Source organism: Citrobacter amalonaticus Y19, assembly GCF_000981805.1.
In the GTDB taxonomy this organism is placed as follows: domain Bacteria; phylum Pseudomonadota; class Gammaproteobacteria; order Enterobacterales; family Enterobacteriaceae; genus Citrobacter_A; species Citrobacter_A amalonaticus_C.
Map to the genome: position 1 here is coordinate 3,086,849 of NZ_CP011132.1, position 12,461 is coordinate 3,099,309.

General features: G+C 52.3%; 12 protein-coding genes and 1 other annotated feature. Of the genes, 7 read left to right on the forward strand and 5 right to left on the reverse strand.

The features are described from left to right. Nucleotides 1–384 precede the first annotated feature (384 nt). From clpB to rluD, 3 genes are all read right to left on the reverse strand, one after another. Nucleotides 385–2,958, reverse strand: coding sequence for an ATP-dependent chaperone ClpB (gene clpB / locus F384_RS14220; RefSeq protein WP_046485358.1), 2,574 nt, complete (start codon nucleotides 2,956–2,958; stop codon nucleotides 385–387). 129 nt (nucleotides 2,959–3,087) lie between these two features. Next, on the reverse strand, nucleotides 3,088–3,819 hold the full coding sequence (gene yfiH / locus F384_RS14225; RefSeq protein ID WP_046485360.1) for a purine nucleoside phosphorylase YfiH: 732 nt from the start codon (nucleotides 3,817–3,819) through the stop codon (nucleotides 3,088–3,090). Further along, complete coding sequence (gene rluD, locus F384_RS14230; RefSeq protein ID WP_046485362.1) at nucleotides 3,816–4,796, reverse strand: 23S rRNA pseudouridine(1911/1915/1917) synthase RluD; 981 nt, start codon at nucleotides 4,794–4,796, stop codon at nucleotides 3,816–3,818. Before rluD ends, yfiH begins: the two co-directional genes overlap by 4 nt. A gap of 130 nt (nucleotides 4,797–4,926) precedes the next feature. On the opposite strand from rluD, the gene bamD reads away from it, so the two are divergent. The 4 genes from bamD (at nucleotide 4,927) to pheA (ending at nucleotide 7,684) form a co-directional block, all read left to right on the forward strand. Continuing rightward, nucleotides 4,927–5,664: an outer membrane protein assembly factor BamD gene (gene bamD, locus F384_RS14235; protein WP_046485364.1), complete on the forward strand. Its 738-nt coding sequence runs from the start codon at nucleotides 4,927–4,929 to the stop codon at nucleotides 5,662–5,664. Between the two features lie 271 nt (nucleotides 5,665–5,935). Continuing rightward, on the forward strand, nucleotides 5,936–6,274 hold the full coding sequence (raiA, locus tag F384_RS14240) for a ribosome-associated translation inhibitor RaiA (RefSeq protein ID WP_046485366.1): 339 nt from the start codon (nucleotides 5,936–5,938) through the stop codon (nucleotides 6,272–6,274). Between the two features lie 102 nt (nucleotides 6,275–6,376). Further along, nucleotides 6,377–6,501 (forward strand) — a sequence feature (Phe leader region). Then, nucleotides 6,378–6,425: a pheA operon leader peptide PheL gene (gene pheL / locus F384_RS29930; protein WP_100249759.1), complete on the forward strand. Its 48-nt coding sequence runs from the start codon at nucleotides 6,378–6,380 to the stop codon at nucleotides 6,423–6,425. (Overlaps the previous feature by 48 nt.) A 22-nt stretch (nucleotides 6,502–6,523) precedes the next feature. After that, nucleotides 6,524–7,684, forward strand: a complete 1,161-nt coding sequence (pheA, locus tag F384_RS14245; protein WP_046485368.1) for a bifunctional chorismate mutase/prephenate dehydratase — start codon at nucleotides 6,524–6,526, stop codon at nucleotides 7,682–7,684. Nucleotides 7,685–7,786: 102 nt separating this feature from the next. Here pheA and tyrA read toward each other — a convergent pair whose 3' ends face one another. Both tyrA and aroF read right to left on the reverse strand, forming a co-directional pair. Then, complete coding sequence (gene tyrA, locus F384_RS14250) at nucleotides 7,787–8,908, reverse strand: bifunctional chorismate mutase/prephenate dehydrogenase (RefSeq protein WP_046485370.1); 1,122 nt, start codon at nucleotides 8,906–8,908, stop codon at nucleotides 7,787–7,789. A 10-nt stretch (nucleotides 8,909–8,918) separates the two neighbouring features. Next, complete coding sequence (aroF, locus tag F384_RS14255) at nucleotides 8,919–9,989, reverse strand: 3-deoxy-7-phosphoheptulonate synthase AroF (protein WP_046485372.1); 1,071 nt, start codon at nucleotides 9,987–9,989, stop codon at nucleotides 8,919–8,921. 214 nt (nucleotides 9,990–10,203) lie between these two features. Here aroF and F384_RS14260 point away from each other — a divergent pair, with 214 nt between their 5' ends. The 3 genes from F384_RS14260 (at nucleotide 10,204) to dgcN (ending at nucleotide 12,453) form a co-directional block, all read left to right on the forward strand. After that, complete coding sequence (locus F384_RS14260; RefSeq protein WP_046485376.1) at nucleotides 10,204–10,578, forward strand: DUF2799 domain-containing protein; 375 nt, start codon at nucleotides 10,204–10,206, stop codon at nucleotides 10,576–10,578. Nucleotides 10,579–10,718: 140 nt separating this feature from the next. Then, complete coding sequence (locus F384_RS14265) at nucleotides 10,719–11,237, forward strand: YfiR family protein (protein WP_046485379.1); 519 nt, start codon at nucleotides 10,719–10,721, stop codon at nucleotides 11,235–11,237. Continuing rightward, nucleotides 11,230–12,453: a diguanylate cyclase DgcN gene (dgcN, locus tag F384_RS14270; RefSeq protein ID WP_046485382.1), complete on the forward strand. Its 1,224-nt coding sequence runs from the start codon at nucleotides 11,230–11,232 to the stop codon at nucleotides 12,451–12,453. Before F384_RS14265 ends, dgcN begins: the two co-directional genes overlap by 8 nt. Nucleotides 12,454–12,461 lie beyond the last annotated feature (8 nt).

Consider the following 12,461-nt stretch of genomic DNA (forward strand, 5'->3'; position numbering starts at 1 on the left):
TTATCGTCCGAAGACGTTAAGAATCCAGTCACTTTGAGTGCCCACACAGATTGTCTGATAAATTGTTAAAGAGCAGTGCCGCTTCGCTTTTTCTCAGCGGCGCGGGGTGTGCATAATACGCTTTCCCGCTTCAGAGTCAAGCGTTTATTTCGCTTTTCTCTGTCAGAATTTCCGGAGAAACCCTGCTGACCCGGCGGCTTGCATGCCGTTGTTCCGTGTCAGTGGAGGCGCATTATAGGGAGTTATTTCGGGCTGACAAGTCAAAAATACAAAAAACTTATCAACCGCTCACTTTCCAGGCAAATCACCTTATCAACAATCATTTTAGCCTGGTTTTTAAACAAAAACGGGCTCCGGAGAGCCCATTTTTTATTTCATCAGGAATTACTGCACTGCAACAATACGCTCGTCGTTTACTTCAAGACGAATCGTTTTGCCTGGAATTAACTCACCAGACAGGATTTGCTGCGCCAACGGGTTTTCGATCTGCTGCTGAATTGCTCGTTTCAACGGACGAGCCCCATACACCGGATCATAACCATTCGCGCTCAGCAGTTTCAGCGCCTCGTCGGAGATGTGGATTTCATAGCCACGCTCTTCCAGACGTTTATACAGACGCTGCAGTTGGATCTTCGCAATAGAGGCGATGTGTTGTTCACCCAACGGATGGAATACAACAACCTCATCTATACGGTTTATGAATTCCGGGCGGAAGTTGTGACTCACCACGCCTAACACCAGGTCTTTCATATGGCTGTAGTCCAGATCGCCGAAGCGTTCCTGAATCAGATCGGAACCCAGGTTCGAGGTCATAATGACCACCGTATTACGGAAGTCGACCGTTCTCCCCTGCCCGTCGGTCAGGCGCCCATCATCCAGTACCTGCAGAAGAATGTTGAACACATCAGGATGCGCTTTTTCAACTTCATCTAACAGAATGACGGAATAAGGACGACGACGAACCGCTTCTGTCAGGTAACCGCCCTCTTCATAGCCGACATATCCCGGAGGCGCCCCCACCAGACGAGACACGGAGTGTTTCTCCATAAACTCGGACATGTCGATACGCACCATCGCATCATCGCTGTCAAACATAAAGTTTGCCAGCGCCTTACACAGCTCGGTTTTACCTACCCCGGTTGGGCCGAGGAACAGGAACGAGCCAATCGGACGATTTGGATCGGCAAGACCTGCACGACTACGACGAATCGCGTTCGATACCGCTTCTACCGCTTCGTTCTGCCCGATCACGCGGCTGTGTAACTCCTGCTCCATACGCAACAGTTTTTCGCGCTCGCCTTCCAGCATTCTCGCAACCGGAATACCGGTCCAGCGCGCCAGCACTTCGGCAATTTCCGCATCCGTCACTTTATTACGCAGCAGACGCATGGTTTTGCCTTCAGACTGGGTCGCGGCTTCCAGTTGTTTTTCCAGCTCAGGGATTTTGCCGTACTGCAGTTCGGACATCCGCGCCAGATCGCCAACACGACGAGCCTGCTCAATGGCAATTTTCGCCTGTTCCAGCTCGGCCTTAATCGTTTGTGTTCCGGAGAGTGACGCTTTTTCCGCTTTCCACTCTTCTTCTAATTCAGAGTATTGACGCTCTTTGTCGTCCAGTTCTTCGTTAAGCATATCGAGACGTTTTTTACTCGCCTCATCAGACTCTTTCATCAGCGCTTGTTGTTCCAGTTTGAGCTGGATAATGCGGCGGTCAAGTCTGTCCAGCTCTTCCGGCTTGGAGTCAATCTGCATGCGGATGCTGGATGCCGCTTCATCGATCAGGTCAATAGCTTTATCCGGCAACTGACGGTCAGCGATGTAGCGATGAGACAGCGTAGCCGCCGCAACGATCGCCGGGTCAGTAATCTGTACATGGTGATGCAGTTCATAGCGTTCTTTCAGACCACGCAGAATCGCGATGGTATCTTCCACTGAAGGCTCTGCCACGAACACTTTCTGGAAACGACGTTCCAGTGCCGCATCTTTTTCGATGTACTGGCGATACTCGTCGAGCGTTGTCGCCCCTACGCAGTGCAGTTCCCCACGCGCCAGCGCCGGTTTTAGCATATTCCCGGCGTCCATTGCGCCATCCGCTTTACCCGCGCCCACCATCGTGTGCAGTTCGTCGATAAACAGGATGACATTCCCTTCCTGTTTGGAGAGATCGGTAAGTACGCCTTTTAAGCGCTCTTCAAATTCTCCACGGTATTTTGCCCCCGCCACCAGCGCGCCCATATCCAGCGCCAGAACGCGACGGCCTTTTAACCCTTCCGGGACTTCACCGTTAATGATTCGCTGTGCCAGCCCTTCAACAATCGCCGTTTTACCGACGCCAGGCTCACCAATTAACACCGGGTTGTTTTTAGTACGACGTTGCAACACCTGAATGGTACGGCGGATCTCTTCATCACGGCCGATAACCGGGTCAAGTTTACCCTGCTCGGCACGTTCGGTCAGATCGACAGTGTATTTTTTCAAGGCCTGACGTTGGTCTTCAGCCCCCTGGTCATTCACGCTTTCACCTCCACGCATTTGTTCAATTGCCTGAGTAATATTGGCGGTTGTTGCGCCAGCCGATTTCAGTAAATCGGGCAATGTACCGCGCGACTCAAGCGCCGCCAGAACGAACAGTTCTGACGAAATAAAGTTGTCCCCTCGCTTTTGCGCCAGCTTGTCGCAAAGATTCAGTACGCGCACCAGATCCTGAGACGGCTGGACATCGCCACCGGTGCCTTCCACCTGCGGTAAACGACTCAGCGCCTGATCGATAGCTGTGCGTAGCTGTCCGGCATTAATGCCGGCAGAGGTTAATAAAGGACGTACCGATCCCCCTTCCTGATTCAGCAAGGCGCTCATTAAATGAAGAGGTTCGATGAATTGGTTGTCGTGCCCCAGTGCGAGCGACTGGGCATCGGCAAGAGCAAGCTGGAATTTGTTAGTAAGACGATCCAGACGCATAACTCCTCCCATAACAGGTCAAATTTGCTACTGGAGATTAAATGAGGTCATCCCTCAATTATTCAAGGTTATTGACCTGAATTATGTGAAAAGAAAATTACGCGTACCGGATCGTCTTGATTCTTTAGGTTATATCAGCCAAATAAAACTTGCCATACGCCCCGTGGTCTTGTCGCGACGATAAGAGAAGAAAGTCTCATTTTCACTAAAAGTACAGCGGTCACCACCATAAATTTGCTCAATACCAACCTTTGCCAGGCGCTGACGCGCAAGCTGATAAATATTCGCCAGATATTTTTCACCGCGCGGCACAAAGGCTTCATGCGCGTTAGCCTCTTTGGCGATAAACGCCTCGCGCACCTCTGGCCCCACTTCAAACGCCGCAGGACCAATCGCCGGACCTAACCAGGCAAGAATATTTTCTGGCTTGTCGACAAAGCAGGCCACCGTCTCTTCCAGTACGCCTTCACATAATCCACGCCAGCCCGCATGGGCTGCCGCCACTTCGGTACCCGCCCGGTTACAGAACAATACGGGCAGACAGTCCGCCGTCATCACCGCGCAAACGGCACCTGGCGTATTACTGTATGATGCATCCGCCCGTTTAGAGGCGTAAGGCTCGCCGGTCAGCTTCAGGACATCTTTTCCATGAACCTGCTCCAGCCAGACGGGGTTTGAAGGCAGATTGCCCGCAGCAAACAGGCGTCTGCGGTTCTCGTCGACATGCTCCGGGTTATCGCCACAGTGGGCACCCAGATTTAATGCATCATACGGCGGCAAACTCACGCCGCCAGTACGGGTCGAACTGCAGGCCGCCACCCCTTTCGGTAGAGGCCACTGCGGGACAATAAGCTCACTCATAGCCAGGCCACGTCATCCTTATGCTCTTCGAAATCTGCGCGCATCGCGTCAATCAGTTCAACCATATCCTGCGGGATCGGCGCATGCCATTCCATTTCGATACCGGAAATAGGGTGATACAAACGCAGCATAGTGGCATGCAGCGCCTGACGGTCGAATTTACGCAGCGTAGAGATAAACACATCCGACGCCCCTTTCGGCGGACGCGGACGGCCACCGTACACCTGATCGCCCACCAGCGGATGGGTAATATGCGCCATGTGCACGCGGATCTGGTGCGTACGCCCGGTCTCCAGACGCAACCGCAGACGCGTGTGCACACGGAAGTGTTCCATGATGCGATAGTGCGTCACCGCCGGTTTACCCATCGGATGCACCGCCATATGGGTACGCTTCGTCGGGTGACGGCTGATAGGTTCTTCCACCGTGCCGCCTGCGGTCATATGACCGATCGCTACCGCTTCGTATTCACGGGTGATCTCACGCAACTGCAGCGCTTCAACCAGACGCGTCTGCGCCGGGACGGTTTTCGCGACCACCATCAGCCCGGTGGTGTCTTTATCCAGACGATGGACAATACCCGCTCGCGGAACATCAGCAATCGGCGGATAATAATGCAGTAACGCATTCAGAACCGTGCCGTCCGGATTGCCCGCGCCAGGGTGGACAACCAGATCGCGCGGCTTGTTGATAACAATGATGTCATCATCTTCATAAACGATATCCAGTGGGATATCCTGAGGCTCGAAGCGGATTTCTTCATCGATTTCAGCATCGATGGCGACCAGCTCTCCGCCTAACACTTTTTCTTTAGGTTTGTCGCAAAGTTTACCGTTGACCAACACGCGCTTATCAAGAATCCAATCTTTTATGCGCGATCGCGAATAATCAGGGAACATTTCGGCCAAAGCTTGATCTAAGCGTTGACCGAGTTGATTTTCGGATACTGTTGCGGTGAGTTGTACTCGTTGTGCCATATACAGCTTCTTCGTTTATCGTTGGGTTTTACGGCTTTGCCGTTTAATATAGTGTGCTATTGTAGCTGGTCTTAACCGGGAGCAGGAACAGAGAATCTCCCGTAAACATTTTGAGGAAAGTCAAAACGTCATGACGCGCATGAAATATCTGGTGGCAGCAGCCACGTTGAGCCTGTTTTTGGCGGGTTGCTCTGGTTCAAAGGAAGAGGTGCCCGATAATCCGCCTAATGAAATCTACGCGACTGCTCAGCAAAAGCTGCAGGACGGTAACTGGAAACAGGCAATAACGCAATTGGAAGCGTTGGATAATCGCTATCCATTTGGTCCTTATTCTCAGCAGGTGCAGTTAGATCTCATCTACGCCTACTACAAAAATGCCGATCTGCCGCTTGCTCAGGCTGCTATCGATCGCTTTATCCGCCTGAATCCGACGCATCCTAACATTGATTATGTCATGTATATGCGTGGTCTGACCAATATGGCGTTAGATGACAGCGCATTACAAGGGTTCTTTGGTGTCGATCGTAGTGACCGCGATCCTCAGCATGCACGAGCTGCGTTCAATGACTTTTCGAAACTGGTTCGCGGTTATCCGAACAGCCAGTACACCACCGACGCCACCAAACGTCTGGTGTTCCTGAAAGATCGTCTGGCGAAGTATGAGTACTCCGTTGCAGATTACTACACCCAACGCGGCGCATGGGTTGCCGTGGTTAACCGTGTAGAAGGCATGTTGCGTGATTTCCCGGATACACAGGCAACGCGTGACGCCCTGCCGCTGATGGAAAATGCCTATCGCGAAATGCAGATGACGGCGCAGGCTGACAAAGTGGCGAAAATTATCGCCTCCAACAGCAGCAACACCTGATCGATTTTCAGATGCAAAAACGGCAGCCCTTGAGCTGCCGTTTTATTATCCGTTTCGCGTCGTGACGCTGATGACTTTTGCGTGACGCAACCCATCAAATATGGCCTGCTTTCTGGCTTTCCTCAAGTTAAAAATCACCTCTTCCTGCGATAACTCACAAAAAGGTTTCCTTGACAAAAAGTGACAGAATAATGTGATTCAAATCACACATTTTGACATTAGGAACGGTATGCTGGAATCACCAAGACGGGAAAGACAAGAGGTAAAATTTATGACAATGAACATTACCAGTAAACAAATGGAAATTACTCCGGCAATTCGCCAACATGTCGCAGACCGTCTCGCCAAACTTGAAAAATGGCAAACTCATCTAATTAATCCGCATATCATTCTGTCCAAGGAGCCACAGGGTTTCATTGCTGATGCCACCATCAATACACCGAACGGACATCTGGTCGCCAGCGCAAAACACGAAGATATGTATACCGCCATTAACGATTTGATCAACAAGCTGGAACGGCAGCTCAATAAAGTGCAGCACAAAGGCGAAGCCCGTCGTGCAACAACTTCAGTAAAAGACGCCAACTTCGTCGACGCAGAAGAAGAGTAGTCCCTTACATTGAGTGTATCGCCAACGCGCCTTCGGGCGCGTTTTTTGTTGACAGGGTGAAAACAGTACGGGTACTTTACTCACATCACTTAAGGAAACTGATATGAAACTCACCCCGTTCTTCTTCGCATTCTTTTTTACCTTCCCCTGAATGGGAGGCTTTCGTCGTGTGAAAAAGAATGCGAAGACGAACAATAAGGCCTCCCACACCGGGGGGCCTTTTTTATTGATAACAATAAAGGCAACACTATGACATCGGAAAACCCATTACTGGCGCTGCGCGATAAAATCAGCACGCTGGATGAAAAATTGCTGGCGTTACTGGCCGAGCGACGAGGGCTGGCGGTTGAAGTCGGCAAAGCCAAGCTCGAGTCCCATCGCCCGGTGCGGGATATCGACCGCGAACGCGATCTGCTGGACAGACTGATTACGCTTGGCAAAGCGCATCATCTTGATGCGCACTACATCACCCGCCTTTTTCAGCTCATCATCGAAGATTCCGTTCTCACCCAGCAGGCGCTACTCCAGCAACACCTGAATAAAACCAACCCGCATTCCGCGCGCGTGGCATTCCTGGGACCAAAAGGTTCTTACTCACATCTCGCGGCACGTCAGTACGCAGCACGTCACTTTGAACAGTTTATTGAAAGCGGCTGTGCAAAATTCGCTGATATTTTTAATCAGGTCGAAACCGGCCAGGCCGACTACGCGGTCGTGCCAATTGAAAACACCAGCTCCGGTGGAATTAACGATGTCTACGATCTGCTGCAACACACGACGCTGTCCATTGTGGGCGAAATGACGATCGCTATCGACCACTGCGTGCTGGTTTGCGGAACAACAAACCTGGACACCATCGAAACGGTGTACAGCCATCCGCAGCCGTTCCAGCAGTGCAGCAAGTTTCTCAGTCGTTATCCGCACTGGAAAATTGAGTACACCGAAAGCACGTCCGCCGCGATGGAAAAGGTCGCTCAGGCGAACTCTCCACGCGTGGCCGCACTCGGAAGCGAAGCCGGTGGCGTGCTGCACGGTTTACAGGTTCTGGAACGTATTGAAGCGAATCAGACGCAGAACATCACTCGCTTCATTGTGCTGGCGCGTAAAGCGATCAACGTCTCCGACCAGGTGCCGGCGAAAACCACGCTGCTGATGGCGACAGGACAACAGGCCGGTGCCCTGGTGGAAGCGCTGCTGGTGATGCGTAATCACAATCTGATCATGACCAAACTGGAATCCCGCCCCATACACGGCAATCCGTGGGAAGAGATGTTTTATCTCGACATCCAGGCCAATCTGGAATCCCCACAGATGCAAAAAGCGCTCAGAGAGTTGGGCGAAATTACTCGCTCCATGAAGGTGCTGGGCTGCTATCCCAGTGAGAACGTGGTGCCCGTCGATCCGAGCTGACAATCTTAATTTTCCGGATGGCGCTACGCTTATCCGGCCTACAATTCATGCGACTTTTGTAGGCCGGATAAGGCGAAGCCAACATCCGGCATCATCCTGCCATTACTGTCGACTGTCATTCGCCTGGCGTAATAGCGTACGACTTTCGCTCTGGAAACGCTTCGCGTAATCACCAAACCAGTGCTCTACTTTGCGGAAGCTGTCGATAAACGCCTGTTTATCCCCCTGCTCCAGCAGGCCGATCGCGTCGCCAAAACGCTTATAGTAACGCTTAATCAGCGCCAGATTGCTCTCCGACGACATGATGATATCGGCGTAAAGCTGCGGATCCTGGGCAAACAGTCGTCCCACCATCGCCAGTTCAAGACGATAAATCGGTGAAGAGAGTGCCAGCAGTTGTTCAAGCTGCACGTTTTCTTCTGCCAGATGCAGACCATAGGCAAACGTCGCAAAGTGGCGCAGCGCCTGAATGAACGCCATGTTCTGGTCGTGCTCGACGGCGCTGATACGGTGCAGTCGTGCGCCCCAGACCTGAATCTGCTCCAGGAACCACTGATAGGCTTCCGGATGGCGCCCATCGCACCAGACCACCACCTGCTTGGCCAGGCTACCGCTGTCCGGACCGAACATCGGGTGCAGCCCGAGCACTGGGCCATCGTGCGCCGCCAGCATCGCCTGTAAGGGACCATTTTTCACCGAAGCCAGATCGACCAGGATGCAGTCAGCCGGCAAAGGCGGTAACTTGCCGATCACCGATTCCGTCAGATGGATCGGGACGCTGACGATCACCATCCCGGCATCCGCGACGATCTCCTGCGCGCGATCCCAGTCATGCTGTTCGAGGATCCGCACCTGATAACCCGACAGGGTGAGCATTTTCTCGAACAACCGCCCCATCTGCCCGCCCCCGCCGACAATGACCACCGGGCGCAGAGAAGGACACAGCGTCTTAAACCCTTTATCGTTTTCGCTGGAATAGGACTCACGCATCACCCGGCGCAGCACGTCTTCAATCAGATCGGGCGGTACGCCGAGCGCTTCCGCTTCCGCACGGCGCGACGCCAGCATCGAGGCTTCGCGCTCTGGTACGTAAATCGGCAGGCCAAAGCGGCTTTTGACTTCACCGACCTCTGCCACCAGTTCCAGACGGCGCGCCAGCAAATCCAGCAGCGCCTTGTCTACTTCATCAATTTGATCGCGTAATGCGGTCAACTCAGCAACCATAACGAACCTCTTAAGCCTGGCGCGCCGCCAACTGGCCGTTCAAGTCTTTGTTGATTTCACGCAGCAACGCGTCCGTCATTTCCCAACTGATGCAGGCATCGGTAACGGACACGCCGTACTTCATTTCGCTGCGCGGTTGCTCGGAGGACTGGTTGCCTTCGTGAATGTTACTTTCAATCATCAGGCCGATGATTGAGCGGTTGCCATCTTTAATTTGCGCAACCACCGACTCCGCCACGGCAGGCTGACGACGGTAATCTTTATTGGAATTACCATGACTGCAATCTACCATCAGTGACGGCCGCAGTCCCGCCTGCTCCATCTCTTTTTCGCACTGGGCGACGTCTGCCGGGCTGTAGTTAGGCGCTTTACCGCCGCGCAGGATCACATGCCCGTCCGGGTTACCCTGAGTTTGTAGCAGCGCAACCTGTCCGGCCTGGTTAATACCGACAAAACGGTGCGACTGCGCCGCGGCGCGCATGGCGTTGATCGCCGTTGCCAGACTGCCGTCGGTGCCGTTTTTGAAACCCACTGGCATCGACAGACCCGACGCCATTTCACGGTGCGTTTGTGATTCCGTGGTGCGCGCGCCAATCGCCGACCAGCTAAACAGATCGCCCAGGTACTGCGGGCTGTTCGGATCCAGCGCTTCCGTCGCCAGCGGCAGTCCCATGTCGACCAGTTCAAGCAGCAGTCGACGCGCAATTTTCAGCCCCGCTTCAACGTCAAAGGAGCCATCCATATGAGGATCGTTAATTAACCCTTTCCAGCCAACGGTGGTACGGGGTTTTTCAAAATAGACGCGCATCACCAGATAGAGGCTATCGCTGACCTCTGCGGCAAGGGCTTTAAACCGACGAGCATATTCCAGGGCCGTTTCAGGATCGTGAATGGAGCACGGACCACACACCACCAACAGGCGCGGATCGCGACCGGCAATGATGTCAGAAATGGTTTTACGCGACTGGGCGATTTGCGCCTCTTGCGCCAGGCTCAGCGGGAATTCCGCTTTAAGTTGTTCCGGGGTCATCAGAACCTGTTCGTCGGTAATATGTACGTTGTTCAGCGCGTCTTTTTGCATGATGGCGATCCTGTTTTAGCTCGTTTGCGATAGTTTTCCTCAGTGAGGATGACGTAACGATAACACAACGAGTAAAGATATCAATCCAAAATACGTAAACATTACTTTACAATGATGATACTAGTCCGATTTAACGCCTCACAAGTCGTACAAAATAATTTACACGTGTTTATTGCGCGATCCGCTATGCTTTGAAAAAACAGGAGAACGGGCAATGACGAGAATAGTGGGTATCGCAATCATTTTTCTGCTCAGTGGTTGTCAGGTAGATCCTTACACCCACGCGCCAACATGGACCAGTACCAACTGGTATGACGCCGGCATCGAAGATGCAATTTCCGGCGTTGCCGTTAAAGATAATGAAACGCTGGCCGATACCTTTAATGACCCGGAGGTGGATCGCCCGCAATACCTCAAAGGCTATGCGGAAGGCCAACGTAAAACCTGCCAGCAAAATTTTGCCTATGCCAGAGGCGTGACGGGGAAAACCTTCCCTGCCAGCTGCGATACCGTAGAAAATGCCAGTCAGTTGCGTGAAGCCTGGCAACAAGGTGCTGATGAAAATGCCAGCTCAACACGCCTGAATTAATATTTAATCAGATTTAGCTTAAGTCTTATCCATTAATCCACAAGCTATAATGACGCTCCGCAAAAATAATGCTATTTTGCTTTAAACAAGACATGGATGTATTTTGATGACTGATAAAAGATGCTGGTGAGGAAACCGTAATGTTTGCTTCTCACCGACGCCTGATGCTGTTAATGCTTTTACTGGCAGGATGGCCAGTTTGTGCTCAGGACATCCCTGATGCGGCGAAAAATGTTCGCACTATGGTCTCTGGCATTGTCAGCTATACGCGCTGGCCTGCCCTCTCAGGGCCGCCCAGACTGTGCATTTTCTCGTCTTCCCGGTTCGCCAGCGTACTGGGAGACAGCAGTGATACGTCGCTGCCTTATCAACCCGTTATTATTAACACCGAACAAGAAGCATTAACTGCGCGTTGTGATGGTGTTTATTTCGGCAGTGAATCTCCTACTGCTCAGGTTGAATTAACAAATAAATATCCGTCTAAGGCGTTGTTATTAATTGCAGAACAGAATGCCGAATGCATTATTGGTAGCGCCTTTTGTCTGATTATTAACAATAATGATGTCAGATTCGCCGTTAATCTGGATTCCTTGTCGCACAGTGGCGTACGAGTCAATCCGGATGTATTGATGCTCGCACGGAATAAAAAGCATGGATAAGGATCATTCTTCGACTACCCGTCCAACGTTTAAGCGAGCGTTGCGACGCATCAACATCACCAGCGTGATCGTGACCATGACGCTGATCTGGCTGCTGCTGTGCGTTGCCTCGGTACTGACGTTAAAACAGTACGCGCAAAAAAACCTTGAGCTCACAGCGGCGACAATGACCCACAGCCTGGAAGCCGCGCTGGTATTTACCGATGACGCCGCCGCCGCAGAAACGCTGGCCGCGCTCGGCCAACAGGGGCAATTTTCCGCTGCTGAAGTTCGTGACAATAATCAGAATATCATTGCCTCCTGGCGCTATAACGCGCAGGAGAACAGCGATAAGCTGGGGGATTTTATCAGCCACTGGCTCTTTCCCTTCCCCGTCGCCCAGCCCGTCTGGCACAGCGGTGAGATTATTGGCGAAGTTCGACTTACCGCGCGTGACAGTTTAATCAGCCACTTCATCTGGCTTTCACTGGCCGTGCTCACCGGATCAATTCTGCTGGCTTCCAGTATTGCCATTTTGCTGACGCGTCATCTGCATCGCGGCGTGGTTGAGGCGCTGCAAAATATCACCGACGTGGTGCACGATGTGCGTACCAACCGTAATTTCTCCCGCCGCGTCTCTGAAGAGCGGATTGAAGAGTTCCACAATTTTGCCCAGGACTTCAACAGCCTGCTGGATGAAATGGAAGAGTGGCAACTGCGTCTGCAGGCCAAAAACGCACAATTACTGCGGACGGCACTGCACGATCCGCTGACGGGTCTGGCAAACCGTGCGGCTTTTCGTAGCAGTATCAGCGCCCTGATGAACGACAATTCCGCCCGTAGCAGTTCAGCGCTCCTGTTTCTTGATGGTGATAACTTCAAATTCGTGAATGATACCTGGGGGCATGCCGCAGGCGATCGTGTCCTGATTGAAGTCGCCAGACGACTGGCCGAATTTGGTGGCAACCGTCATATCCCTTATCGCCTTGGCGGAGATGAGTTTGCCGTCGTGCTTTACGGCGTCCATTCAGACTATGAAGTCCAGCGAATCAGCGCGGCGTTGTCACAAGAGTTTATTCGTCCTTTTGACCTGCATAACGGGCATTTAGTCAGTATGACGCTGAGCATGGGTTACGCGCTGACCTGGGAGCACGCTTCCGCCGAGAAATTACAAGAACTGGCCGATCGCAATATGTATCAGGCTAAACATCAGCGCACAGAGCGCTCGATTAAATAAAAAAGGAA